Annotated in this window: 21 protein-coding genes and 3 pseudogenes; 19 read left to right on the top strand and 5 right to left on the bottom strand. The window is 39.3% G+C overall.

Features of this window, described 5'->3' with window-relative positions:
- Positions 1-35 precede the first annotated feature (35 nt).
- The 12 genes from ACWPWY_RS08700 to ACWPWY_RS08645 all read left to right on the top strand — a co-directional run bounded on the left by ACWPWY_RS08700 (position 36) and on the right by ACWPWY_RS08645 (position 13,060).
- Complete coding sequence (locus ACWPWY_RS08700) at positions 36-818, top strand: AraC family transcriptional regulator (protein ID WP_454191316.1); 783 nt, start codon at positions 36-38, stop codon at positions 816-818.
- A 321-nt stretch (positions 819-1,139) separates the two neighbouring features.
- Positions 1,140-2,489 carry an ABC transporter substrate-binding protein gene (locus ACWPWY_RS08695; protein ID WP_454191315.1) on the top strand — a complete coding sequence of 450 codons (1,350 nt, stop codon included), beginning with the start codon at positions 1,140-1,142 and terminating at the stop codon, positions 2,487-2,489.
- A gap of 95 nt (positions 2,490-2,584) precedes the next feature.
- Positions 2,585-3,484, top strand: coding sequence for a carbohydrate ABC transporter permease (locus ACWPWY_RS08690; RefSeq protein WP_454191314.1), 900 nt, complete (start codon positions 2,585-2,587; stop codon positions 3,482-3,484).
- The gene (locus ACWPWY_RS08685; RefSeq protein ID WP_454191313.1) at positions 3,484-4,320 is read left to right on the top strand and encodes a carbohydrate ABC transporter permease; all 837 of its coding nucleotides are present in this window, start codon (positions 3,484-3,486) and stop codon (positions 4,318-4,320) included. Before ACWPWY_RS08690 ends, ACWPWY_RS08685 begins: the two co-directional genes overlap by 1 nt.
- A 32-nt stretch (positions 4,321-4,352) precedes the next feature.
- Positions 4,353-5,477: a Gfo/Idh/MocA family protein gene (locus tag ACWPWY_RS08680; RefSeq protein ID WP_454191312.1), complete on the top strand. Its 1,125-nt coding sequence runs from the start codon at positions 4,353-4,355 to the stop codon at positions 5,475-5,477.
- The gene (locus ACWPWY_RS08675) at positions 5,474-5,914 is read left to right on the top strand and encodes a YhcH/YjgK/YiaL family protein (protein WP_454191311.1); all 441 of its coding nucleotides are present in this window, start codon (positions 5,474-5,476) and stop codon (positions 5,912-5,914) included. Before ACWPWY_RS08680 ends, ACWPWY_RS08675 begins: the two co-directional genes overlap by 4 nt.
- 39 nt (positions 5,915-5,953) lie before the next feature.
- The gene (locus ACWPWY_RS08670; RefSeq protein ID WP_454191310.1) at positions 5,954-6,847 is read left to right on the top strand and encodes an ROK family protein; all 894 of its coding nucleotides are present in this window, start codon (positions 5,954-5,956) and stop codon (positions 6,845-6,847) included.
- A 4-nt stretch (positions 6,848-6,851) separates the two neighbouring features.
- The gene (locus tag ACWPWY_RS08665) at positions 6,852-7,775 is read left to right on the top strand and encodes a dihydrodipicolinate synthase family protein (RefSeq protein WP_454191309.1); all 924 of its coding nucleotides are present in this window, start codon (positions 6,852-6,854) and stop codon (positions 7,773-7,775) included.
- A 294-nt stretch (positions 7,776-8,069) separates the two neighbouring features.
- Positions 8,070-10,148 (top strand): pectate lyase family protein, encoded by a 2,079-nt coding sequence (locus ACWPWY_RS08660; RefSeq protein ID WP_454191308.1) that lies wholly within the window; start codon positions 8,070-8,072, stop codon positions 10,146-10,148.
- Positions 10,149-10,346: 198 nt separating this feature from the next.
- The gene (locus ACWPWY_RS08655; RefSeq protein WP_454191307.1) at positions 10,347-11,258 is read left to right on the top strand and encodes a helix-turn-helix domain-containing protein; all 912 of its coding nucleotides are present in this window, start codon (positions 10,347-10,349) and stop codon (positions 11,256-11,258) included.
- 128 nt (positions 11,259-11,386) lie between these two features.
- Positions 11,387-12,379, top strand: a complete 993-nt coding sequence (locus ACWPWY_RS08650) for an aldo/keto reductase (protein WP_454191306.1) — start codon at positions 11,387-11,389, stop codon at positions 12,377-12,379.
- A 288-nt stretch (positions 12,380-12,667) separates the two neighbouring features.
- On the top strand, positions 12,668-13,060 hold the full coding sequence (locus tag ACWPWY_RS08645; RefSeq protein ID WP_454191305.1) for a winged helix-turn-helix transcriptional regulator: 393 nt from the start codon (positions 12,668-12,670) through the stop codon (positions 13,058-13,060).
- A gap of 36 nt (positions 13,061-13,096) precedes the next feature.
- Here ACWPWY_RS08645 and ACWPWY_RS08640 read toward each other — a convergent pair whose 3' ends face one another.
- Positions 13,097-14,170, bottom strand: a complete 1,074-nt coding sequence (locus ACWPWY_RS08640; protein WP_454191304.1) for an SDR family oxidoreductase — start codon at positions 14,168-14,170, stop codon at positions 13,097-13,099.
- A 202-nt stretch (positions 14,171-14,372) separates the two neighbouring features.
- Between ACWPWY_RS08640 and ACWPWY_RS08635 the strand changes: the two genes are divergently transcribed.
- From ACWPWY_RS08635 to ACWPWY_RS08625, 3 genes and pseudogenes are all read left to right on the top strand, one after another.
- A complete protein-coding gene (locus ACWPWY_RS08635; RefSeq protein ID WP_454191303.1) occupies positions 14,373-14,921 on the top strand; it encodes a 2'-5' RNA ligase family protein in 549 nt (182 codons plus the stop codon).
- Positions 14,922-15,149: 228 nt separating this feature from the next.
- A pseudogene (locus ACWPWY_RS08630) lies at positions 15,150-15,847 on the top strand (response regulator transcription factor).
- Positions 15,844-16,785: a sensor histidine kinase gene (locus tag ACWPWY_RS08625; protein ID WP_454191302.1), complete on the top strand. Its 942-nt coding sequence runs from the start codon at positions 15,844-15,846 to the stop codon at positions 16,783-16,785. The pseudogene ACWPWY_RS08630 and the gene ACWPWY_RS08625 overlap by 4 nt, the downstream one beginning before the upstream one ends.
- Here ACWPWY_RS08625 and ACWPWY_RS08620 read toward each other — a convergent pair.
- Positions 16,746-17,701 (bottom strand): annotated as a pseudogene (locus tag ACWPWY_RS08620) (IS30 family transposase). The gene ACWPWY_RS08625 and the pseudogene ACWPWY_RS08620 overlap by 40 nt on opposite strands.
- Before the next feature lie 755 nt (positions 17,702-18,456).
- On the opposite strand from ACWPWY_RS08620, the gene ACWPWY_RS08615 reads away from it, so the two are divergent.
- A complete protein-coding gene (locus ACWPWY_RS08615; RefSeq protein ID WP_454191301.1) occupies positions 18,457-18,768 on the top strand; it encodes a hypothetical protein in 312 nt (103 codons plus the stop codon).
- 380 nt (positions 18,769-19,148) lie between these two features.
- Here ACWPWY_RS08615 and ACWPWY_RS08610 read toward each other — a convergent pair whose 3' ends face one another.
- The gene (locus tag ACWPWY_RS08610; RefSeq protein ID WP_454191300.1) at positions 19,149-19,700 is read right to left on the bottom strand and encodes a TetR/AcrR family transcriptional regulator; all 552 of its coding nucleotides are present in this window, start codon (positions 19,698-19,700) and stop codon (positions 19,149-19,151) included.
- A gap of 214 nt (positions 19,701-19,914) precedes the next feature.
- On the opposite strand from ACWPWY_RS08610, the gene ACWPWY_RS08605 reads away from it, so the two are divergent.
- Positions 19,915-20,871 (top strand): poly(ethylene terephthalate) hydrolase family protein, encoded by a 957-nt coding sequence (locus ACWPWY_RS08605; RefSeq protein WP_454191299.1) that lies wholly within the window; start codon positions 19,915-19,917, stop codon positions 20,869-20,871.
- A gap of 554 nt (positions 20,872-21,425) precedes the next feature.
- Here the strand turns inward: ACWPWY_RS08605 and ACWPWY_RS08600 are convergent.
- The gene (locus ACWPWY_RS08600) at positions 21,426-22,250 is read right to left on the bottom strand and encodes an SMP-30/gluconolactonase/LRE family protein (RefSeq protein WP_454191298.1); all 825 of its coding nucleotides are present in this window, start codon (positions 22,248-22,250) and stop codon (positions 21,426-21,428) included.
- A 333-nt stretch (positions 22,251-22,583) separates the two neighbouring features.
- Between ACWPWY_RS08600 and ACWPWY_RS08595 the strand changes: the two genes are divergently transcribed.
- A complete protein-coding gene (locus ACWPWY_RS08595; protein WP_454191297.1) occupies positions 22,584-22,949 on the top strand; it encodes a DUF4181 domain-containing protein in 366 nt (121 codons plus the stop codon).
- Positions 22,950-23,155: 206 nt separating this feature from the next.
- Here the strand turns inward: ACWPWY_RS08595 and ACWPWY_RS08590 are convergent.
- Positions 23,156-23,708 (bottom strand): annotated as a pseudogene (locus ACWPWY_RS08590) (TetR/AcrR family transcriptional regulator).
- Positions 23,709-24,004: 296 nt separating this feature from the next.
- Between ACWPWY_RS08590 and ACWPWY_RS08585 the strand changes: the two are divergent.
- On the top strand, positions 24,005-24,688 hold the full coding sequence (locus tag ACWPWY_RS08585) for an NAD(P)-dependent oxidoreductase (protein WP_454191296.1): 684 nt from the start codon (positions 24,005-24,007) through the stop codon (positions 24,686-24,688).
- The last annotated feature ends 705 nt before the right edge of the window (positions 24,689-25,393 follow it).

Here is a 25,393-nt window from a genome sequence, read left to right as displayed (position 1 = left end):
TTAATGTATACAATCCTTTCAAAGGAGACGAGAGTATGGAAGATCATCTATTGCTTCAAAGTATTCGTTTAAATTATCTATATGGTGAACAATATTCATTTCAACAGGATTGGAACTATTATGAATCTACGATTCCCTATGCAATGGTTCGATTAATTCAGAAAGGCAAGGCCGTTTTTGTTATCAATGACAACGAATATATGCTGGAAGAAGGAGACATTATATATATTCCACAAGGTTGTAGTTTATCATGTTCTTCCCTTTCCGCAAATTTAACATTTACCAGCCTACGATTCACTGCCACGTTTTCTACTACGAATATTGAGATATGGCCTAATTTGTTTAGTTATGAGGTCAAGATGAAATGTGAGGATGAACAAATCAAACTTTTTTTCAGCAACATTATTATGAAAAGCAATAGCAATGAGCGAGGAAAAGATTTAATGTTGCGTGGTTATTTGGAAATCATTATGGCGTACTTAATTAATGAAATGAAAGACGAGGAAATAAAACAACTAAAACCGGTACAACTTCAAAAGAACTATATAAAGGATAATCGGGCACAGGTAATCGTCGACTATATGATTGAGCATTATGCTGATGATTTTAGTATTGAAAAACTTAGCAATATGGTAAACGTGAGTTCAACAACGTTGCGCAGATTATTTCGTCAGCATACAGGGAAGTCCCCAAGCGAGTTTATGATGGATATTAAAATGACGGTCGCGGCTAGAAAATTGTTAGAAACAGATGAACGCATTTCAGATATTGGATACTTGATCGGTATACAAGATCCTAATTATTTCACAAGTATTTAAGAAAAATTTTGGTGTAACCCCTTACATCTACCGCAATAACGTAAGAAGTTTGTAATAAAAGTTCACAAACGAATATAGACAAATGATTGATTTGTGCTAGTTATGATTGAGTTGATAGGTTCACGCTGATCGTTTTTTAATATATTGTATAAATATCAACATTGCTTTTATGGTAAGTAATGTGAAATCACTTATAAATCATAGAGAAAAGGAGCCGGACTTTCTAGTTTTCGCTTAGTAATGGGATTAATGAATTTTGCCATTGTTTTGTGCTAACGTGTATGAATTGTACTATTCACTAGGGGGAAGAGGTCGATTCTTATGACAAGAAAATTAACATGTCTTGTATTAGTGCTTTTAACGGTATTTGTGGTTGCTTGTGGCAATACTGAATCATCGTCAAACTCAAATGGCGACACATCAGGGAATGCAAGCAATGGAGAACTAAAAGGGGATATTGTATTCTGGCACTCTTTTACTCAAGGAGCACGAAAAGACTTTATTGATCAAGCAGCTGCTGCTTTTATGGCTGAAAACCCTGAAGTGAAAATTACCATTGAAACCTTCGCTTGGTCGGAATTTTATACGAAATGGACTACAGGCATTCGTGCAGGTCAAGTGCCTGATATTAGTACTGCTTTACCAAACCAAGTGGTAGAAATGCTCGATGCGGATGCATTATCTCCAATGAATGATGTGATCGACAATATAGGGCGAGACCGTTTCTACGAAGCACCGTTAACCGAAGGTACTGTTGATGGTGTTGAGTATTCCATTCCTTTATATTCACATGCACAAGTTATGTGGTACCGTACAGATCTGCTTGAGGAAAAAGGCTTAGATGTTCCGACAACCTGGTCTGAACTAAAGGACGCAGCAGTGGCAGTAAATAATCCACCCGATGTTTATGGTTTATCTGTGCCAATGGGTGCAAGTGATTTGTTGGCTACTCGATTTTTGAATTTCTATGTACGTTCTGCCGGAGAAACGTTAATAACGGAGGATGGTAAAGCGAACTTAACGAGTCAAGCTGCACTAGATGGCATTAAATATTGGACAGATTTATTTAAAGCAGTATCTCCAGAAGGTTCCGTTAACTTTGTAACCTTAGATCAATCCAATTTATTCTATCAAGGGAAGACAGCATTTGATTTTAATAGTGGATTCCATATTGGCGGCGTTGAAACGAACTCACCGAAATTACTTGATTCTATCGCAGCAGCTCCTATCCCAACGGTAGAAAAAGGAGCGGAAAATGGTGGTGTTGAAACATCAAATATTCCAATTGTTGTATGGAAACGAAGTGAGCACCAAGACGTGTCAAAAGCATTTGTAGAATACTTATATTCTGATGATCGATATATTGAATTCCTCCATTCCGTTCCAGGCGGCATGCTACCGGCAATGAAGGATGTTGCAGAGAACGAGAAATTTCTAGATAATCCAACCATTCAAAAATTTGGCGATGCAGTAAATGTAATTAGTGAAGCCGTAAATAAAGGTACTGCGATTGGTATGGAATATGGCCCTAGATTAGAGGCCGGTATAATAACAAGTCAGGGCGTAGTAGAGAAGATGATGCAGGAGATCGTATTACTAAATCTCAATGTGGAGGAAGCCGCGAAAAAAGCAGAAAATGAATTGAATAATCTTTTTGAGTTATCACAATAAAAAGTGGAGAGAAGAGAAGGGCTAGCATAAATTCTCTTCTCTCCCTCATAATTTCCGCGTAAACCTAATTCTTAATTCGAAGCGGAGTGAAACGAATGAAAGGCACAATTCTAAAATTAAAAAATATTAATACGACAGGGTTGCTCTTTATTCTTCCCGCAATATTAGTTGTTGTACTGCTATTAATTTATCCGATTTTATCGAGCGTTTTTTATAGTTTTACATCGCGGCATCTAATTAGAGAACATTTCGATTGGATTTGGTTGAAAAATTTCGTGTTCGTACTGACAAACCCGGATTTTTATGCAGCATTCTTAAATTCAATCAAATGGACAGTGTTCTCGATCATTGGACAACTGTTATGTGGTTTTATATTAGCGCTTTCGCTTAACAAAATACCCAAGTATTCAGGGTTATTTAGAGTATTATTGATCATTCCCTGGGCTTTCCCTGCGATCGTCATTGCCTTCTCATGGAAATGGATTTTAAATGATGTGTATGGCTTTCTTCCAAATCTATTAACAACAATAGGAATAACTAACAGCAACATCAACTTCTTCGCGGATCCAGCACTTGTTTTTGTAGCCGTAGTATTTATTAATGTATGGTTTGGTACCCCTTTGTTCATGGTGAACATTCTATCGGCATTGAAGACAATTCCAATGGAACAATACGAGGCAGCCGTTATGGACGGTGCTAGTGGATGGCAATCATTCAAATATATAACGCTTCGACATGTTCGCGGTGTCATTGGTTTACTTCTCGTACTTCGGACCATTTGGATCTTTAATAACTTTGATTTATTGTATCTAATTACTGGTGGGGGACCGTCAGATTTAACAACAACAATTCCTATTTTCGCTTATAAAGTGGGCTGGGGCATGAAGCAGCTGGGTGTTGCCTCTGCAATAACTATTATATTATTAGTGTTCTTACTCTTACTATGTCTAGGATTCTTTAAAATATTAAATAAATGGGAGAGGGAGGATCATTAATGAATGTGGTCGGTCGCAGCAAGATATCAATAGCTTTACTTTATGTGCTCCTCTCAATCGCTTCTATTATTGCTTGTTTTCCTCTCCTATGGATCATATTATCTTCATTTAAATCTTCCGGAGAAATGGCAAGTAGTCCGTTAGCTTTTTTTCCAAAACAATGGACATTTGAATATTATGATCGAGTTATCAATAATCTGCATTTCGGCGTAAATATTAAAAATAGTATTCTAGTTTCGTCTTTTTCTACGCTAATTACCATTGTCATTTCATCGTTAGCCGCTTATGCAGTTGTACGTTTCTTTCCGAAAGCTGGTAAACGTATGACAAAGATGTTGATCACAACGTATATGTTTCCCCCTATACTTTTGGCGGTTCCGTATTCCATCATTATAGTCAATGTAGGATTAGTTAATAGTTATCTTGGTCTGGTAATAACATATCTATCTTTTTCTATCCCTTATGCCGTATGGATGTTAATCGGTTTCTTTCAAACCGTACCTTTAGAGATCGAAGAGGTCGCAAAAGTAGATGGAGCAGGGAAGTTAAGGGTATTTATCCAAATTGTATTACCTATTGTCTCACCTGGTATTGTTGCCACAGCAATCTATACATTTATAAATACATGGAATGAGTTTCTTTTCGCTCTACTTCTTATTAATACATCTAAGAAAATGCCAATTTCCGTTGCTTTATATTCCTTAACAGGCTCTGAAATTTTAGACTGGGGAGAAATGATGGTCGCTTCTGTTATTGTGATTGTTCCTTCGATTATATTCTTTATGTTTATTCAGAATAAGATTGCTGGCGGTATGACAGATGGTTCAGTAAAATAACTTTACTCATCGGAAGGAGATTAATTTTCATAATGAAAACAATTAAATATGGAGTAGTAGGGACCGGGTATTTCGGTGCAGGATTAGCGCGTATTTTGCATAAAATTGAGGGGGCAGAGGTTGTAGCCGTATTCGATCCTGAACATGCGTTGCCTGTTGCCGAAGAATTAGAGTGTGATGTGGAAGAAAGTATTGAAACCTTATGCAGCAGAGAAGATATAGACGCTGTTATTGTTGCATCACCAAATGCATACCATAAGCACCCAGTTGTATGTGCAGCTGATAATGGAAAGCATATTTTCTGTGAAAAGCCGATTGCACTTTCCTTCGAGGACTGTAATGAAATGATAGCGATGACAAAGGAAAAGCAAGTCACTTTTATGGCTGGTCATGTAATGAACTTCATGGATGGAGTAAGAACTGCAAAGCACCTTATTAATGAAGGGAAAATTGGCGATATCCTATTCACTCATGCTGAACGTAATGGCTGGGAGGAGCCACAGGATCAGATTAGTTGGAAAAAGTTAAGGAATGTATCAGGTGGACATTTATATCATCATATTCATGAACTCGATTTCATTCAATTTTTGATGGGCCCTGCGCAGCGTGTAACAATGATTGGTGGTAACGTTGCTCATCAAGGTGAACATTTTGGCGATGAAGATGATATGCTCTTTATTTCATTAGAATTTCCTGATAATAAATTTGCGACATTACAATATGGATCAGCGTTTCGCTGGAGTGATCATTTTGTGAAAATTCAGGGTTCCAAAGGCGCAATTCTAATTGATCTACAGGACGTAAAGGTTGTACTGAAAACACCAGATGGCGAAGAAAGGTACTTGCTGCATCGTAGTCAAGAAGAGGATGATGACCGCACCAGAATTAATAAAGGTTTAGAGATGGATGGAGCGATCATGTACGGTAATCCATCAAAGAAACCACCACTGTGGCTATACGGCATTATGGAAAAGGAAATGCATTATTTTCATCAAATTATGACGGGTCATGAAATAGACGATGAATTCAAACCTTTACTAGATGGTACGGCTGCTAGAGCTGCTATTGCAACCGCTGATGCATTAACACTCTCATTGAAGGAAGATAGAAAAGTAAATGTGTCGGAGATCATAAGAAAAGTTGAGGTACAAGTATGATCTATGACAAGATTGAGCTTATCTCTCGTTATAAATTCACTTCATCAGCTTTGAATAAGGCAATTGAGAATATCATATCAGGTAACGAATTAACGAAAGATTCAGAGGGTTACAAAAACAATATAATTTCGTTTAACACTGAATTAGCAAACGCCAAACAAGCGGAGTATCATCGTAAATATATTGATATTCACATTGTACTTGAAGGTAAAGAGTATGTAGAGGTTGGACATATTGATCAATTGAGTGAATGCACCAATTTTGATGAACAAAATGATATCGGTTTTGGGAACTTAATTACAGTTAATAAATTTCAAGGCTATTTATCTCCACATTATTTCCTAATTGTCTTTCCGGAAGATGCTCATTTGGTAGGCGCACATATTACTGAATCCGAACAGGTACAAAAAATGGTGTATAAAATTCCTGTTGAATAAGTGTATTTGATACTAAGAGACGAAGAGGTTGTAAGATATATGAGCCATTATATTGCGATTGATATTGGCGGAACAGGCATTAAATATGCAGTAATCACAAGAGGGCTGAAGATGGTTCATGAAGGCCAACTGCCCACTGCCACAACTTCATTAATGACAAAGATTCCAGAGCAAGTCTTTTCGATTATTGAAGTATGTTTATCACTAGATATTGAAATAAAAGGTGTTGGAATCAGTACGGCAGGTGTGGTAGATCTGGATACGGGAGAAATACGATTTGCAGGACTCACTATGCCTGGATACGCTGGGACGAAGCTTAAACAATGGATTGAAGAACGTTATTCATTACCCGTTAATGTACTCAATGATGTGAATGCAGCAGCCGCTGGAGAACAATGTTTAGGAGCTGGGAAAGGATTTTCGCATTTTTTTTGTATGACATTGGGGACTGGGATCGGTGGAGCCCTTGTCTTGGATCATAAGATTGTATATGGAGCACATGGAAGGTCAGGAGAGATAGGTCATACCTTATATGAACCAGCCTCAAATACAACATATGAACAGAGAGCCTCGATGAGAGCTTTGATGGAAAGAGCAAAAGAGCAGTTGTCATTCCAAGGAGATGGTTCGGAGTTATTTCAGCTTGCTAAAGATGGTCATTCACAAGCAATGCAGTTAATTGATGATTGGTGTAAAGAAATTGCTGCAGGTATCGTGAATATTATATATGTGTTTGATCCGCAAGCGGTTATTATCGGAGGCGCTGTATCTAAGCAAGGCGATTTTCTTCTGAAAAAGTTAGAAAAAGAGCTCACGAATGCCTTGCCCGTTTCATTTGTTTTACCTGTGCTAAGTATGGCAGCGTTAGGAAATCAAGCAGCACTATATGGAGCAATACATTATTTTCTAATTATGAATCAAGAGGAGTGTTGAGACCATGTCCGTAGTAGATACCTTTAGTGGAATATATGTAGCAATGTATTCTGCGTATAATAATCAAGGTGAAGTTGATCGAGAACGAGTTAAAGCACTAGCTCAATATTACGTCAATACAGGTGTAAAAGGATTATATGTTGGTGGAAGTTCAGGGGAAGGTATACTTCAAACCGTTGAGGAACGTAAAGCAGTACTTGAAGCCGTAATGGAAGTAGTAAAGGGAAAATTAAAGGTTATTGTACATGTAGGAGCGAATGCGACGAGAGATGCAGTTGAGCTATCGAAACATGCGGAACAGTATGAAGCAGATGCGATATCTGCTGTACCTTCGATCTATTACCGTTTATCTGAAGCAGCTGTTGAAAGTCATTGGCAGGCTATGATTGATAGCAGTGAATTGCCATTTATTATTTATAATATTCCACAAACGACAGGTTTTCATCTAAGTGCAGCTTTATGTGCTAAATTAGCTCAGCAATCTAAGGTGATCGGTGTAAAGATGTCAGGTGAGAGTACTTTTGAGATACAACAACTGAAGGAAGCTGGCGGTAATGACTTTATTGTATTTAATGGACCGGATGAACAATTTTTAGCGGGACGTATTATGGGGGCAGATGGAGGGATTGGTGGTACATATGGTGTGATGCCACAATTGTTCTGTGCGTTAGACAGCCTATTTATAGAAGGAAACATTGCTAAAGCACAAAATTTACAAAATCAAATTAATGGATCTATTAAGCGATTACTAGCTTATCCATCTCTGTATGGGGCCTGTAAGTATATACTACAGCTTCGCGGAATCGAGACCGGAGATCCAAGATCACCTATGCTCCCCGTACTTGAAGAGCATCATGCATCATTAGAGGAATTGAATCAAGATATATTGCAGGTGATCTCTGAATTAAACTTCGAGCTTATCAAGTAAACCCTCACCTCGCCTAAATGGCTGGACAGAAAAGTGCTTCGCATTACTGTTTTGCTAATGAAAGTTTTAGTGTAAAAAAGTCCTGTTTATAACAGGACTTTTTTACATTCTCGTGATGATCTGTTCATACATATTATTCAGAGCGATAAATAAACTTAGAGTAATGATAAAAGCGGAAGTTAGAAGATCACCTGAATGATCAATAAATAATACTTCTAGCCTATGTCTTTTTTTAATCTTATGTCCGATAAATACTATTGGAGATGAAAGATAGAATATTGGAGGAGTAAATTCATGCGTAGACAACAGAGATTTAACAAAATGGTGATTCTGGCGCTGAGCATATGTCTTGTGCTCTTCTTCGGGTTTATTCAACCCGTTCAGGCCGATGTATGGTCTCAGGATACCTTTGAGGAAGGTGACACGCATTGGGCAGCGACAAGTGGTAACTGGTCCGTTGTTACTGATGAAGGCAATGCGGTATATTATCAATCTAGTAAAAGTGAAGGCAGAAGTTCTGCAGGTGATCCGGAGTGGACCGATTATTCCGTCGAAGCTGATGTAAAAATCACTGACTTTAATGGTTCAACCCGTACTTATGTAGCTGGACGATACACAGATGCGAACAACTATTACGCAGCTTCGCTGTTCAACAGTGCTGGCGGAAAACTGGAGATCCGCAAAAAGGTGAAAGGTTCATCAACGACGCTAGCTATGAAATCTAATTATGAGCTAAAAACGAATGAGTGGTATCACATTAAACTTGAAATGGATGGTTCATCCATAGAAATGTATGTGAATGATGTATTGGAACTTACCGCTACAGATACTGACCTTATGAAGGGACGTACGGGTCTGGTGACTTTTAAATCTGCTGCGATGTACGATAATGTAAGCATCACAGATTTGACAGAATCTGAACCGGACACATCACCTGAAACACCGACAGATCCAGAAACGCCAGTAGATCCAGTTGATCCACCAACAGATCCAGAAACATCAGTAGATCCACCAACAGAAACACCAGATGATACATATGAGCTTAGTGATTATAATTTGAGCGGTTTTGCGATAGGGACTACAGGTGGAGGTGAAATTGCTGATACCGATCCTAACTATGTTAAAGTGTACAATGCTTCAGACTTGGCTCTTGCCTTGAAGAAAGGTTCAAAAGTTAAAGTCATTGAGATTATGAATGATCTAGATCTTGGTTGGAATGAAATTCCTGACGCAGCTAAGGTATCACCTTTTAGCGCACATAATAAAGCATCGACACATCCCGTTCTGATCGAGACTGGGGTAAGCAAAGTAAGCATTGATAGTTTTGATGGACTGACGATTTTTTCGTCGAGCGGAGCAACGATCAAACATGCTGCCTTTACTTTTAAACGGAGTAACAACATCATAATTCGTAACTTGGAATTTGACGAGTTGTGGGAGTGGGACGAAGCTTCGAAAGGCGATTATGATAAGAACGATTGGGACTACATCACGGTAGAGAGTAGTAGTAATATCTGGATTGATCATACGACATTTCATAAAGCCTATGACGGGCTTATCGATATTAAAAAAGGCAGTAATGGTGTAACGATTTCTTGGTCTTCTTTTGTCGGAGATGATCAAAGTGCAAACAGCTGGGTTACTCAGCAGATCAATGCGCTTGAAGCGAATAAAGCGGCTTACCCTATGTATGCTTATTTGAGAAGTAGTTCTGTCGGAATGAGCAAAGAACAGATTATCGCGGTAGCAGCAAGCCAGAAGAAAGGGCATCTCATTGGAGCCAACGAGTTTGCTACAGATAATCCAGATCTAGAAGTCACCTTGCACCACAATTATTATAAAGATATTCAGGATCGCATGCCTCGCTTGCGAGGAGGTAATGTGCATGTATACAACATAGTCATGGATAATGCAGAAGCTTGGACGATTAAGAATAGCATCACTTCAGATATGGCAAAGGTCATTTCAGCTAAAGGGTATCACTTTGGGATCACTAGTAATGGTGCCATCTCAACTGAAAGCGGTTCCGTATTATTGGAGAAATCCGTAATTCGTGGTGTTCAGTACCCGCTGCGTAACAACCAGGTGAGTGCAACCCAAAGTAATTATACAGGTAAAATTGCAGCGGTAGATACGATCTATGAGCTCGGTGGAATTCAGTATAGAGGTGGAAGTGAGGATGCGGGTAGTCCACTCGCACCAGTTCCGGCAGCGGTAATCCCTTTTTCATGGAACGGTTTTAGTGTATTGCCCTACAGTTATACAGCAGAAGATCCAGCAGGACTAAAGACTAGATTAACGTCCGCGAATGGTGCAGGAGCAGGTCAACTATCTTTGACTACGGCTCAGTGGCTATCAACAAACTATAATTAAAAATTGAATAATAGATCCTGATTAGAGGGCTGTCCTAATGTAGATTTTCTACGGAGGGGACAGTTCTTTTTTACAGATGTGAAACATGATGAGTAGCTTGAGCGAAATAAACAAATGATTTGAGCTTAATAGTTAAGTATCTATTCCTTATTCTTGTTATTCTATAGGTAAAATGATAAAAAAGGCGGGACTCTGCATATGTCCATTAAAGCTAGAAAGACAATCAAGGCACCGCAAGAAATGGAAAAAGCACCGGACAAAAAAGGAAGCTTACATCAGAATGGGTTTACCGTTATTACTTTTTGCTTGCACACACAAGGTAAAAAGGGGGCTTTCTTTCTAAAGGATCATCTTTTGCTATTCGTAAAGTCGGGCATTTATACTGTTCGCTTTAATGAAAGAGAATACACTGTTCGGAGCAACGAGATGATATTTATTCATAAATCGACCCTAATTGAATACGAAAAATCGGGGGAGCTCGGTTCAAATTACACACTTGATTACATGATGTTTTTCCTGAATGATAAGTTACTGGAGGAATTTGTTCAATTCGCTGATTTGAAATTGATTACCCCAGTAAACGATTTTATACCCGTATCCATCATTCCTGTTAATGAACTTACCCAATCATATTTTGAGTCCTTACAGCCCTATCTTGAGAAGTCTGGGAATGTCAGTGATGGGTTGGTTAAGGTGAAAATGATGGAATTGTTATTTCATCTGGCAGATTCAAATGAACGTTTCTTATATCAACTGCTACATTCGAAAAATAATGAAAATCATAATATTGGAAGAATGATGGAGGAGAATTTCACCAATCCTGTTTCACTTCATGATCTGGCTTATATGTCGGGAAGAAGTCTGTCGACGTTTAAACGAGAGTTTCAGGCAACGTATCATACGTCCCCTTTGAAGTGGATTCGCAACCGTAGGCTCGATGAAGCCAAGAAGCTGTTGTTAGAAACGACATTCTCCGTCACAGATATATGCTACACCATTGGGTTCGAAAATATTGCCCACTTCTCCAAAGTGTTTAAGCTGCAGTTTGGACTCTCGCCTTCGGAATATCGAAAGCGATTCACGCAAAATGAGCTGAATGGACAAGCATAATGAGCTTATCAGCAAAGAAACTTATTACCGTACTTGATATGCTTATCTCATGCTATACATTCAATACAGCTTGTTCATACTGGAAATAAAAGTGTGGAATCATATCTATAAGGAGAGGGGTTAAACAAATGAAATATAGTAAACTTGGAAATACCGGATTGGATGTTTCTCGGCTTTGTCTAGGTTGTATGGGATTTGGAGAAGTTGGACCTGGCTCTCACAAATGGATACTTAATGAAGAGAACAGTCGTCCAATAATAAAGAAAGCGTTGGAACTTGGCATCAACTTTTTTGATACAGCGAACGTATATGCACAGGGAACAAGCGAGGAAATCGTTGGCAAGGCACTCAAGGATTACGCAAACCGAGACGAAATTGTTCTTGCAACAAAAGTTTTTTCTCGAATGCATGAAGGTCCGAACGGCGCTGGTCTTTCTCGAAAGGCGATTATGAGTGAAATCGATAAGAGTCTCAAACGACTCGGAACCGACTATGTAGATTTATATCAAATTCACCGCTGGGATAACAATACACCGATCGAAGAAACGATGGAAGCATTACATGATGTGGTGAAGGCTGGTAAGGCAAGATATATTGGCGCTTCTGTAATGCAAGCTTGGCAGTTTCAAAAGGCTTTACATGTTGCTGAGAAGAATGGATGGACCCGATTTGTATCGATGCAAAACCACTACAATCTGATCTACCGTGAAGAGGAAAGGGAGATGATGCCGCTGTGTAAGGAAGAAAACATCGGTGTCATTCCCTTTAGTCCGCTTGCGTCAGGCCGACTGACTCGTGATTGGCAGGAAACTACAACGCGTTCTGAAACCGATCAAGTGCAAAAAGTGAAGTACGATGCAACGGCGGAAGTCGACCGGGTTATTATCGATCAAGTCGCAGCCATTGCACAAAAACATGAAGTTCCTCGAGCTCAAATTGCACTTGCCTGGTTGCTGCAGAAAGAACCAGTTACAGCGCCCATTATCGGTGCTACGAAAATATCTCATCTTGAAGACGCAGTAGCTGCTCTTTCGATTACGTTAACCCCTGATGAGGTAACACTACTGGAAGAATCCTATGTACCTCATCCTGTATACGATTCGATTGCAGGTTTTAAATAATTGAATAACTGTGACTGTTACGGACAAAGAAAAGCGATAAGTCGGCCACTTAATTTGGTTGTCTTATCGCTTTTAACATGGTTCGTGCGTTCCGTGATTTATTTGTTATCTGCTCACTTATTCGAAATTTGAACAGAGATCTGAATTAAATATTCCTCGTAACCCTTAACTGAAAGATCATTTGCTAACGTGAAGGATAGCGTTATATTTTGGTTGTAGTTATAATATTTAACAGAGTCATTAATTGCTCCGATTCATCAGAGGCAGTGTCAGAAAGGGGCAAGATGTGTGGAAGAGACTAAAAAAATTTACAACACAGCTGTTGAGGCAACTTTGGAAGTGATTGGGGGGAAGTGGAAACCTGTAATTCTCTTTCATCTAACTTTCGGTAAAAAACGAAATAATGAATTTAGAAGCTTGGTTCCCGCAATTACTCAAAAGATGTTAACACAGCACCTTAGGGAACTTGAAGAAGAAGGCATCATCTTGCGTACTTCTTATAATCAGGTACCACCTAAAGTTGAATATGAGTTGACAGACTACGGTTGGAGTCTAAAGGAAATCCTACATCTGATGTGCCGGTGGGGAGATTTACATCTAGAGAGAAAATACGAGGGAAAGGCAGCCGTTCTGACCAATTCACCCCTCAAATCCTCAATTGATAGTAAGGAACCGACCTAATATACAAGGTCGGCTTTTTTTATTACAAACGGTACGTTACGGGATGACTTTACGCTTGCGGAAATCATCGAAGATGTTCATAAACATTGCTTCAGTATCGACGAATTCGTGAAAGCCAAGGCGGCGGGCTTTCGAACCGTCGGCGAAAAAATCGTAATCCCAACCAAATACGAAGTCACCAAAACTCCAAGAGGAGACGTCGCTGTAGGAATGCTTTGCAAGCCCGTGCTTCTCGACCATTCCATTCCAAAGTTCCTCCTTGTCCTTCATGACTATATCTAGTGACATCGGTAATGGTGGCGCAGTATCCAAACCGAAGTATTTAGCGATTTTAGGCCATAGTTCGTTCCAACGGAAGAGATCACCATTCGTGATGTTAAATGCCTGGTTAGCACAGCTTTCGTCAGTCGCTGCCCAAACCGTTGCCTTAGCCAGGAGCCCTGCATCAGTCATCTCTAAGAGGCTGCCATAAGCGCCCGGTTTGCCCGGAAAACGTAATGGCAGTCCAAGTTCCTTTGAGATGGATGCATAAATGGCAATAACCATAGCAAGATTCATCGGATTGCCGAGAGAAAATCCGCATACAACAGAGGGACGGAGTGCAGACCACGACCAAGGTTTTCCTTTTTGCCTCTCTTCTAGAAAGTTCTGCTGATTAACATTAAATTCGGGTGGCATATGATGAGTGTCTGTCTCACGTGCGGGTGTTTTGAACGGGCCAAGATGTGCACCATATACTTTATAACCTTGCATCAAACTGACATGTTTCAAGCCCGCCGCGATGGGTTCGATCACTTCTACCACATTTACTAACATGGCGAGATTAGGAGAAACAAGTTCTGCCCAAGTTGGACGATCTTGATAAGCAGCATAAAAAATGTGTGTTATCTCAGTTAAATCGCTTAACTTCTCGTGAAGCTCGTCTATATTGAGTAGATCTGCCGCCACATATCGGACACGGTTGCTAGATTCACCGCCGCGACGTGATATACCAATTATGTCCCAATCAGGGAGAGTTACCAGGTGATCAATGAGATTACGACCGATAACCCCATGTGCGCCTACAACCAGGGCGACTTTGCGTGCTAATGTAGATTCAGCAGTGTTCATATTCATTCAGCTCCTTCTGTACGTTCCTATGAATAATGTTATTCTGCATTAAATAGCAATATTTAGGAAGTATGCACTTTGAAGTGACATAAGCACTTTAAAGTAATCAAGAGAGAAGCCGAAGAAACAAAGAAACAAATCGTAAGAATAAGTGTCCAAGTGGAGTTTAATCGATACCGTTTTGTAAAGGAGTGACTATAAAATGAAATATTTCATTGGAATTACCCCTCCAGATGATTACAAAGAAAAAATAGTAACATTTCGTGGTCGATGGTCCCGTAATCGTCTCAATGATGTAGTGGAGCCTCACATTACTGTAAAAGCACAAGGGGGTCTTACAGTAGATCTACATTGGAGTGAAAGTGTAAGAAAAGCATGCTCTTTAATTCCAAGCTTCCAATTAACATTATCAGATCCGGGTTCATTTGGAAGCGATGTCACGTTTCTTAATGTGAAAACAAACAATGTAATTGATCTACACAAAAAATTGGTAAAGGTAATTTTACCTTCACAAGAACTTTTAGATCGTTACTTTGAAATGGATAAATATCATCCTCATTTGACCTTAGGGCAAACCTATTGGGGGTTGAGCGAGAATGAAATTGATGAAATGAAGCTTTTAACAATTAACGAATTAGCTCCGTTTCCAACCTTTGATGTCAATTATGTACGTGTATATAAAGAAGTTGAACCAGATAAATACACACCCTTTGAAGATATCCAATTGGGAACTAACGATCAAATTAATTAAATGAACGGCCGATAGGAAGAAACACACAGGGTAAAAACATATTCTTAGTCGAGGTATAGTCAGCAACCCAACGTTTTGTTTGAGAGCTACGAACCTACTGGACGAACAATTTATTTGCTAATGAGACGAACAATATTCGAGTGCTGGTAGCGTTTATATTGTTTTCTCTAAAAATATATACGTTTTTCCATATTGTGTTACTGTATAACTGACATAAGGAGGAATATTATGGGGACTGTCTTTATCATTGAGGATGATGCTAAGCTTGCAGGTCTGCTGAGTGCTTACCTTTCGAAATATGAATATCATGTAGTTATCGCTGATGACTTTAACAACGTGCTAGAAGAATTTAAGAAGAGCGCCGCTGATTTGGTATGCTGGATGTTGTTCTGCCAAAATATGATGGATTTTATTGGTGTCGTCAGATACGCCAATCTTCGCTTTGTCCAATTTTGTTCATCTCCGCAAGAGACAGCGGGATGGATCAGGTGAGGGCGCTGGAGAACGGGGGGGATGATTATATTACAAAACCTTTTCACTATGAGGTCGTATTGGCCAAAATTCGCAGCCATTTGCGCAGGGCATATGGTTCTTACGCACAGATCCAGGAGGAGTGTATGCTGCATTCAGGTGCCCTAACCTTATTTCCTGAACGTTATATGATTGAGTATGCTGGAGAATCAATGGAGCTTACACAGAAGGAGGCTATCCTCATGGAATCGCTAATGCTAAAGGAGGGACGTGTTGTCCGTCGGGAGAAACTTCTGGATCTCATGTGGAAAGATCAGCATTTTATCGATGATAATACACTGAACGTCTATATTACGCGTGTCCGCAAAAAGCTCAAGGATCTTGGCGTAGGAAATGTGGTTGAAACAGTCAGGGGTGCTGGCTATCGTTTGAGTGTCCCCAGTGAAGTGCTATGAGATTGTTCTGGAGAGAACAACTTTCGCTACTGCTCTTCTATGTGCTTCAAATGATCCTTGTTCCTGTTGTATATTGGGCCTCAGGAGAGAAACGCCCCCCTGCGATCTTGTGGTACGGTGTACTCCTAAGCGGGGTTATTCTTTTTCTATACCTCGGATATAGTTATGTTCAACACCGGAAATTATATGCGCTATTAAGTTCTCCTAGTGAAATACCTGTAGATCATTTGTCACCTTTGGGAGATGACCCGCTTCCCGAGGCTGTTAATGAATTACTCCGCAACATTGATCGCCAATATCAGGAGAAGCTGAATTTGTATGTCCGGCAGATGGACCAACATATCGTGTTTATCAACCGCTGGGTACATCAGATGAAAACGCCGCTCTCTGTTATTCAGCTCAGCCTGCAGGATTTCGAAGATGAAAAAACCGCTGATAGTATTCAGGAGGAGCTAGAGAAGTTACGCAAAGGACTGGAATTGGTCATCTATACATCCCGACTGGATCGTTTTCAGGATGATTTCCACGTTGAATCATTATTTCTCCGCAAGACAGTCAGCGAAGTGGTGTCTGAGAACCGCAAGTTATTTATCCGCCGGGGTGTTTCCGTAAATATACAGGTTGATGCCGAATTACGAGTGTATAGTGATGCCAAATGGCTGATCTTCATGGTGACCCAAATCTTAACCAATGCTGTGAATTACACGGCTGGCTCCGGCAAAACGGTGACGATTTCCACACAGCAGCTTGGCAACGATACGATTCTGGAGATTTCAGATCAGGGAATTGGAATCTCGCCGGATGATATTAAAAGAGTATTCAACCCTTATTTTACCGGTGAACGCGGACGCCAATATCATGAATCGACCGGTATGGGACTTTATCTAGTGACGGATTGTCAATCCAAGTGCGACACTTCTTCTTCAAATGATTCGTGAGCTGTCTTCCAACCTAAACATTTCCTTGGTCTGTTGTTAATGAGTTGGAGGGCATGTTCTAATTCTTCCTCGGTCACCTCTGCAAAGTCCTTCCCTTTTGGGAAGAACTCTCGAAGGAGCCCGTTTCCATTCTCATTGGAGCCTCGTTGCCATGAGGAATAAGGATCTGCAAAATACACCTTCATACCGTGTGACTCTTCCAGTTCACGAAAGCATGCGAACTCCTTACCACGGTCAACGGTAGCTGTTTGGAAGGTTTGGGCTGGGTACTGTGCGACAACTACACCAATAGCGATTTCCATAGATAATGAAGTGCGATCTGGCATTTTAATAGCAGTGTACAGTACAGCCTTGTTTTTCGCTCGATACATGTAGCGACACAAGCCTTGCTTTTTCCTCGGCTGGAGACGACTGTGTCTAGCTCCCAGTGCCCAAAGGTTTCTCGGAAACGAATCTCTTTAGGTCGTTGTTTAATAGAAGTGCCAACGAGGAAGCGACCACGCTTTTCTTGTGGCTTCTGTCTCTTTCCTTTGTGCCTTAACTGCTGAACTGTCATGCGAATCAAGCGACCTTCATAAAGCCAGCGATATATCGTTTTGAACGAAACCATGGGCTGGTCTTTCAGACAATAACGCATGGAGATTTGTTCAGGAGACCAGGTTTCATGAAGTCGTCGCTCAATTTCTTTTCCAAGTGTCTCATCCACTTTCCTCTAGGTTTCTGAGCTTGGCGAAGATGCTGATAACGATGCTCTGATCTTGCCGCTTGATAACCATTTAGGCTTTGATTTTTCTTGAGTTCCCGGTCGCGTGGAATGATGACGGTCCAATTCGCGAGCAATGGCTCGGGCGGACAGCCCCAGTTGATGTAATGCTTCTAGTTTACTGCGTTCAATTATGCGATGTGTGTAGCTCATGAGCGGATTCTCCTTGTGTGAATGTGGTGTAGGAACCTTCATTTTACACGAATCCGGCCATGGGCCATTTTTTATTTTGAACTAGGTGTCGCACTTCATGTTACAATCCGTCGTAATCATTGGTCTGACGAGAAGCGACACGTTCAAGGATTACTTCCAGTGGAGCACTTAACAGCACGATTGCATTGAATCGCGAATAAAATTTCCATTGGTTTGATACAGTACCTGAAATAAATAGTGCACCTTGGTTATGTTCGTTAATTAGTATAACTATGCGATCCTCACGCCATACCTGTCCGAGATCTTCTAGGAATTCGCTCCACCCATCTTACTTAAAGTGTAATATATAGTCTCAAATCTAGTAGATTGAGTCGATTATACTTAGTATACGTATAGGAGTTAACTAACGGATTGATTTTAAAGTATGAGTTCATGAACTTCGGAGGACTGCATCTATGTGTATAAGCACTTATACTAATATTACTGGGAATTTGTTTATCAGGAAAGCCGAATATGGAAGATAATCTCGGCGATGTTTGTACCTATCTCAACAAGTGTAGGAGCACTTGCTTTCGGTTGTTTTTTTGTATGTTTTTCAATATTAGACTTGATTGCAGAAATGACTTGTAAATTATGTTCTCTAAAATAATGGGAAAATAGTAACCCTACTGGAGTTGATTACATGTCTAATTTCCTAAAACTCTATGAAGCTGTGTTTTACTAGAAAATATGCTATAGCACAAGAGGTGTTGTATTTGACAGGTTACACTCACTTTGAACCAACAGGAATAACTTTTGATTACCCCAATGTGGATTTAGACAGTAAATTAGTTACAGCAAGAGTGCTATACAGAGGTAAGTTGATGATGGAAGTTGTTATAGATGTAAAGCATGACACAATACAAAAAAAAGGGAATCTTGAAGAAATAGCACACATAACAACATATAAAGGGATTAACAGAATGACGGAAAATATGATTATTAAAAGTCTAACGAGTGCGGCTCAATTCTTTATAGATAACAATATTTCAAACCCGAAATCATGTATTGATGAGTATGAAAATTAATAATTCAAAATGCTAACGTGCAACGTTAGTTGTACACAGCAGGGAGCAACTTGCCAGTTGGCAGTTGCTCCCCTTTAGTTATGCAAACCGGCAGATTAATGTAACTAAACTTTCCTGATTTATATCTAATGTTAATTGACTTTATGACATTATTCCTTGTTGCTATGATCACGGTTGTGACTTTCATTAAACTCATTAAGCGATTTTAGATTGTAGTGTTTTCTTAGTATATCGTTTTGTTTTAGCAGCTCTCTTCTATATAGCATTTGGATGAAACAACTGAATTGATGCGACTTTTCGACTTTTCAATAAAGCCAGTATATTTTTTTGTTTCTTACACCAAAAATCCGATTATTGCTAACCTTTTCTATAGTTTCGACTTAACAATCAGAACTGGCAGGATTTGAATTGGCATTTGGATTTTTCATCCCTAACGAAAGAGTGTCGATAATATGTTTTTGCACCTGCTCAGGTGTCTCATCAAAATCGTATTTTATCCATTGATAGATAATACCAAAATACCCGTAGGAAAAAAAAGAGATTAGATAAGAGAGACTTTTATCGTAAGTTTCGCCAGCAGGTATCAGCTTTTCAAAAGCCCGCATAACCGTCACAATCAATCCGTTGTTATTTAACAAAGTAAACAGACGTCTGTTTTCGTAGATATAGTTTAACATGGCAAAGCCCTTGTCTTTTGTTACTTCCTCATCGTGTTTTTCAGCATAACACTCCCATTCGTAATTGAGCTTAAAAATTAATAGTTCATCTTTGCTGTTTTTATGATCAAGGTGTCTGTAGAAGGTCGTTCTGCCAACTCCAGCTGCCTCACAGATCGCGTTCACATTGATCTTATCATAGTCCTGCGTTGCCATAAGTTTTATAAGCGCGTCTGCTAGACATAATTTTAAAAATACCGTCTGATTCTTTTTCATAGAGGTACAAATTCTCCTTTTTGTTCCGCATAGCGTGTTTACGACAATATTCAAGCTGATTGGTATTAACAATCTAAGAATTTTACTGTTATAATGACAATGCAATTGGAACAGATGTACCGAAATAGGTCATATGTTTCCCATTGACTTTATTCTATTACAAGACATTTCTTTGTCAACGGAAAGAAAAACAGAGGTAGAAGAGATGAAAAAAATGCTGAAAATAATTGGGATTACGGTTTTAAGTTGTATCGCATTAATTGTACTCTTGTTAGCGTTCCTATTACTTAAGAATTACATGGATTCTAAAAAACCGATTATCGAAGATACCTACTATGAGAATTTTCAATCTGATGCCGCATTAGAGGAAAAGTATGCAGGATTGGGGAGTAATGAGGTATCTCTCATTAAGTTGAAATCAGAGGACGATACGATAAAAGAGTACAGAATCTGGTATCCTACAGAACTCGAAAACAAAAATCAAGCCTATCCACTGATCGTTGTGACAAATGCAAGTAATACAGCTGCTTCCGTTTACGAGCCATTTTTTGAAAGACTTGCTTCCTGGGGATTTATTGTGACAGGAAATGAGGACAGGCAGGCGGGAACAGGTTTAACAACTTCAAAAACACTGGATTATGTATTGGAACTGAATAGCGATGCCGACAGTATATTCTACGGGAAGATAAGCCAGGAAAATATTGGCGTTATCGGCTATTCTCAGGGCGGTGCAGGAGCGATCAGAGCCGTCACGGAATATGATAACAGTAATAAATATAAAACGATATTTACCGGAAGCGCAGCCTATTCACTGCTTGCTAAAAATATGGGCTGGGAATATGATATTTCAAAAGTTGAGATCCCTTATTTTATGTCAGCAGGAACAGGTAGCTCTGACGACTCAGGCGAAGATCCGGAAACTAGCTTTGGGGGTGTCGCACCGCTTTCATCCCTTATTGAAAACTATAATAGTATCGGAAATAATGTGTTTAAGGTACGTGCAAGAGTCAACGGAGCAGAACACTGGGATATGCTATCAACAGATGGGTATATGACTGCTTGGATGTTATATCAGCTACAAAATGATGCAGAAGCAGGAGCAGTATTCATTGGAGAGGGAGCAGAAATATTAAATAATGCTAACTGGCAGGATGTTGAAAAAAACAACTAATACGAGTTCGAAAAAGTTGTTTTTAATTTAAGAGAATGCAAAAACGGCTCAGAAACACGTTCTGAACCGTTTCTCATTTGTTTCAGAAGCCCACAAGTAACCCCTTTAGGCTATGTCAGAGACAATAACATATTTCTATTGAAAGTCGCTGAATGAGTTATTTTTTTTATACAAGTTCAAAATTTATGTCCTGAACAAAGGACATAAACTTGTTCGTATTATCGAGGCGCAATCTAGTGGTTTACGCACGCTAATTAATTAAGTTAATAGAAAACAATAGTTGAAGAACAAAAGTAGCGACCGATCAATAGACCGGTGCTTTTTCTTTAAGCTACTCGGCAGTTTAGTATAGTGGAGTACAAATGAAACTAAAACACCCACGTAAACTACGAGGGTGTTTTCTCTATAATAAATGTTATTTGATAGCTTCTTTATGAACTTTTATACGCCAAACTTCATTTTTCGATGATTCTGATATGTACAAATATCCATCGTGAAAAGTGATGTTTGTTGCTAATAAGCCAGCCTCTTTTGGTAAACGAATCGTTCCGATTTCAAACCCATTGGAATCTAATGCAATAACTTCTCCTGCCTGGAAATGTCTTTGCATAAACATTCCCCTCGCTATCCACTGTTATTCCATCAGGGCCAATTCCACCTTCGAATTCCGCAAAAACATGAGGGGTTAATGGAGAGTCTTTAGCATTAATGGCAGGGGCCGCAATAATTCTATTCTTATTAAATTCTGCGATATATACAATACTTTCATCTGGTGAGAGCGCAATACCGTTAGGATAAGCTAGATTGCTTTCAAATAATTGCAACTTTGAATCTTTACTTGGGGATAAATAAAACACTCGACCGATTGGATTTGTTGCATCAGATCCGTAAGGTTCTGTTACGTACAAACCGCCGTCTTTGTCAAAGATAAGGTCATTTAATCCTCTTAAATGCTCATTTCCAAAATACTTTACGATAGTATCCCTCTTACCTGTGGACGTATCGAAAGTGTAAAGCTCACCTGATTTGTCTGCCACATAAAGAAGACCATTTTCATGAAACTTTGCTCCGTTAGGTCCACCATAGCTTTCACCTACAGGTGTTGCCTCACCATTAACATCTTTCAATATCTCTCCAGTAGTAGGGCTAACTAACCACATCTGTCCTTTATTATCGAAATTAATTCCTTCGATAAAACCTTTCCCAGTCACGACTTTTTCCCATTTGGCATTTTTCTTAACGACCGTAGAGATGTTTGCTCTTTCAGTAGTATCTTGGGGTAGGCTTATAAAGCCTGTTTGTGAATTGACAATGGTATGGTACCGACTGAAACTTGTAACTAGCACTCCAGTAATTAATACAGCTTTTTTTAGACTCATGTAGTCCTCCAAATAAATTAAAAACAAATTTATAGTAAACTATTTTTAACCAGTAATCAAATTTTAGAATATAATATATGAAAGATTTGATGTTGATTTTGATAAGATAACTCATAAATTAAAACTCGAAACTATGAAATGCCGTCAAAAATTATTATAAATGATATAAAACAAAGTATAATTTGCTAGATTTTCTGTTGATATCTGGTTTCCACAATGTATCGTTATTGAAAACGAGAGAAAAGGCTGATTATGTTTTTTAGCAATGAAGTAAAGTTATGATGTGTATGGATTATTAAAAGCTAACGAGAAACACAATAAGGGGTGGATTGGGTGGAGTTATTAGTGTTTATAATTGGTCTGCTTATTTTGTTATTCTTGATAGATAAAATATCAAATAAGATACTTGGGGTTGAAAAGAAAAAAATATCAGAAACCTCTGGTAGAAATGTAGATCGTTGGGGTGGGATTATTATCCTTATACTTTTTTTAATCACACAATGGTCTGGTATTACTAACGAATCAGAAACTCTAAGAATGTCTTATTGGATGACCTTTTTGGCATTTTTATTTGGTTTTCAGGCAATTATGGAATATATTTTTATAAAGCAATCAAGACAGTATATCAGTACAACTATATTACTAATAATGGTTCTTCTTATTGTATATAATATAGATAATTATCCTTTTAAGGATTAGATAGAAATACATAAGATTTTAAATCTACCGAGTGAGCATTAAAGTAGTGGTAACCCTAACCATAGTCTTATAATGGTCAGGGTTATTTTTCTATTATTGAGAACGTTTAGGATCAGGAATAGTTCAACTGTTGAAAAAAGATGCTTTCAAACTCTATTAAGTTAACGGGCAGGATAACGAAATATAGTGTGTTGATTCAAGATCGGTCATAAATTGTTTTCTAATAATGCCCCCACTCGTTGTGCCATGCAGTGAGGGGATAGGGCTTTCCTTTTTTGAACCACCATTCCACTACCCCTACGATAGCAGCTCCAAAAAATTGGATAATCACATCTTCACCGTCACTTAATCCTTGAGATCTTCCTTCGGATATGTTCTCTCCATTGTTTAACTCTTGAAGGACAAATTCAAGGAACCGACTTCGAAAAAAAAGACCACCTTTACTCGCTATCATCGTTGAAAAGAATAAATAATGACTCTCAAAGTACTCGAACCATAACAATACTGTATCCATATAATCGGTATTATTAACTGCTAATTCGCAGAGTTCCCGTAGTTCATAAATATGTTCTTCGATTAGCTTATCTAGAAGATTAAATTTATCCATGTAGTGCAAATAGATGGTTCTTCGGCTAATATTTGCCTTGTCGGAAATATCTTGTATAGTAATCTGATCCATTTTTTTTCAGTCATCAATTCAATAAAAGCTTTTTTTATCGCTTCTTGAGATTTGATTATCCTTCTATCCACCTTAGACACTGTGAGAGTCACCAAGCTTTCTAAAAAAAATACACAATTTTAAATGATTCGTGCACAAATGCACGAATCACCGTTGTTTGGTAATTACCGGCACTATCTTTTTCGTTTATAATTATATACAAATGTTACCTAATATACCAGTTTGTATTTTTCTATGGATATCAATTGAAACTAGTAGGTGTCAATCCTCTTCGCGGTTGGCAAGCTGCTTCAAAGCTTTGGCAGCCACCCGTGCTGTCTAGCGGATCAGTTACGGATAGAGGTAATAATCATCACATTCGAAGGGGAACTGCTCAATGAAAATCACGGTAATTGGAGCGACGGGTGCGACTGGCAGGAAAGTGATTGAGCGAGCACTTGAATTGGGGCATGAGGTTGTAGCCGTGGCTCGCCGGCCGGAAGTCATCGCCCCCACAGTTCGCCTCAGCGTCCGACAGGGAGACGTATTTGATATGCCGAGTATTGCCAAGGTCTTGGCCGATACAGATGCGGTAATTAGTTGCATAGGGCCGACCAGAAAATTTTCGACAGGCACCGTCAAGTCTGAGGGCATCTCGAACATCCTCAAAAACTTTTCGCCAGGCACTGTCATGTCGGAGGGCATCTCGAATATCTTGGCAGCCTGTCAGAACGCCGAAGTCAAGCGCTTCATCATGCAGAGCGGCATCGGTCTGAGCGACGGAAAAGAACTTTCCGTGCTCAATCGCTGGGCCATACACATTTCGGGCCGCATCTTCTCGAAGGCGGTAGAGGACAAAGCCATTGCCGAACGTGCAGTGCAACGGAGCGACCTAGATTGGATCATTGTGCGACCGGCCGCACTTAGCGACGTTGCCGCCACTTCGAAATATACAGCAGGTCCCTCGGCCCGCATCGCTCCGCTCCTGCCGCTTTCCCTCGCCGATTGCGCCGATTGCCTCATACGGGCGGCGACGAACGAGCCAACCTGGGTCAGGAAGATCGTTAACGTTGGGCGGTAATGAGGTTGTCTTAAAGGGAGTGTTGGTTCTCGTTATTTTAATTTTCATATTTCTAAGTATTGTTTTTTTGAACTCTTTGCCGGTTTTTGGAGCCAGACCGAATTCATGAGTGGAGTCGGTGTAACAATATTGATTACATTCTAATGGAGAGACAAGATATTTCCTCCTTAGAATAACCATATCTACATATATATTTCTGTCCTTCTCGTCGCTCAATTAACGTAGAAACGATAGATCAATAAAGAAGAAAAGACGGCAATCAGAAAGATGGGTGTCGTCTTTTCAACTATTAGACAGGATAATTTATACAGCATATAGAAATTAAAGGTACATCTCTGCCTCAATGCTTCACATCGGCGCAGATTGCCATATAAGGAGATAATGCATAAAAATAGTAAACTTATGTAGCGATGATAAAGAAAAGATTAATAACGTAGTATACCTATTACTTGTTGGGTCTAACGAAGCTTGGAATGAAATCGAAGAGTGTTTGGTTGAAGTGGAAGAAACACTACAAAAAGTCCGATTAAGTAGAGTTGCCGTAACTACTAACGGAAAGATTGTGGGTGGAAGAGGGCAGTCAAATGAGCCGGGAAAATGAAGAAATAGAGTTGCACGAGGAGTTTCGTGCTGAACTAATCGGTTATTGTTATCGGTGGTTAGCAGAGAAACCATTCGATTATCTTTTATTGCTATGATGCAAAT

This window comes from Paenibacillus sp. Marseille-Q7038 (assembly GCF_965111595.1).
Note: the sequence above shows the minus strand (reverse complement) of the source record. Positions and strands in the feature narration are given on the sequence as shown.